This is a genomic window from Streptomyces sp. 8P21H-1, assembly GCF_013302945.1.
Map to the genome: position 1 here is coordinate 287 of NZ_JABTYA010000148.1, position 1,765 is coordinate 2,051.

At 75.2% G+C, this 1,765-nt stretch carries 2 pseudogenes; both read left to right on the top strand.

Going from position 1 to position 1,765, the window contains the following annotated elements:
* Window positions 1-688: pseudogene (locus HO151_RS07220) on the top strand (hypothetical protein); the annotation flags it as partial.
* Window positions 689-929: 241 nt separating this feature from the next.
* Window positions 930-1,765: pseudogene (locus HO151_RS02605) on the top strand (hypothetical protein); the annotation flags it as partial.

The following is a 1,765-nucleotide window of genomic DNA, read 5'->3' on the forward strand; positions in this document are numbered from 1 at the left end:
GCGTCCGTCGGGCGGCTCTGGCGGCTTCCGCCGGGACGACCGTCGTGACGACCGTTCGTCGGGTGGCGGCTTCAGCCGTGACCGCCGCGACGAGCGTCCGTCGGGCGGCTCGGGCGGCTTCCGCCGGGACGACCGTCGTGACGACCGTTCGTCGGGTGGCGGCTTCAGCCGTGACCGCCGTGACGACCGTCCGTCCGGTGGGTTCAGCCGTGACCGCCGTGACGAGCGTCCCTCCGGCGGCTTCCGCCGGGACGACGAGCGTGGCGGCCGTTCCTTCGACCGTCGTGACGAGCGTCCGTCGGGCGGCTCCGGTGGTTTCCGCCGGGACGACGAGCGTGGCGGCCGGTCCTACGACCGTCGTGACGACCGGTCGTCGGGTGGCGGCTTCAGCCGTGACCGCCGCGACGACCGCCCCTCGGGCGGCTTCAACCGCGACCGCCGCGACGGCGACCGCCCCTCGGGTGGTTTCCGCCGGGACGACCGTCCGTCCGGCCACCGGGGCAGCGACCGCCCGTTCAACCGCGACCGTCGCGACGACCGCCCCACGGGCGGCGGTGGCTTCCGCTCCGGCGGCCACGACCGTCCCTACGGCCGCCGTGACGACCACCGCGGCGCCGGCTCCGGTTCGGGCTCCGGCTCCTCCTTCGGCCGCCGCGACGACAAGCCCCGCTGGAAGCGCAACGGCTGACGGCGGGCCCGGCCCCTGACGGGCCGCGGCACAGCACACGAAGGGCCCGGACGACCTCGGTCGGCCGGGCCCTTCGGCGTTTCCGGCCACAGGGCCGCCGAACCGCCGAGCCGCAGGTCGACGGATGCCCACCGGCCACCCGAGCGCTGGAAATGCCAACTCCGTTGTCATCCCCGGCTGTTACGCTCCGGCGCGGAATCGAACGGTCCGGCGGCGAGCCGGGCCCAGGGGAGGGGACCCGTTGAAGCCACCAGTTCGTCATGCCCTCGTACGCGGCGCCATCGCCGTGGTGCTCGGGTCGTCGGCCGTCGCGGTCACCCCGTGGACGGCGGCAGCGGCCGGGAACCGACCGCCGTCCCAGCCGGCGGCGGCCGACCTCACCACCGGGAGCGCGGGCTGTGCGGACACCTCGACCCCGACGTACGTACGTTCGGCACCGACGCTGTCCGCGGTGCTGCGTGACCCGGACGGAGACCGCGTGAGCGCTCGGTTCGAGGTGTCCTGGACGGACGGCGCGGGCGAACGGCAGACGCGTACGGTGGAGACGACGGCCAAGGCCGGCGGCTCGACGTTCAGCTGGACCGTGCCGTCCGACATACCGGCCTTCACCGGGGTGACCTGGCGGGTGCGGGCGAACGACGGCACCGCGTGGGGCCCGTGGAGTTCCGACGGCGGCGGTGCGCCGTGCGCGTTCGTGTACGACGACGTGGCGCCCGCGGTGCCCACCGTCTCATCACCGGAGTACCCCGACGACGACCTGTGGCACGACGGGGTGGGCACCTACGGCACGTTCACCGTCGACTCCACGTCGGACGACACCGTGGCGTACCGCTACAGCTTCCTCGGCGGGGCGCAGCGGACCGTGGAACCGGAGGAGCCCGGCGGCCCGGTGGTACTGAGGCAGCTGATCGAGTCCGCCGGTCCCGGGCGGCTCTCGGTCCAGGCCGTCGACCGGGCGGGCAACGTGAGCGCGCGCTTCGACCACGGGTTCCTGGTGGCGTCCGGCCGTACGCCCGTCGCCGCGTGGAAGCTCGCCGACGCGGCCGGGGCCACCGAGGCGGCGGCCGGCGCGGGTGG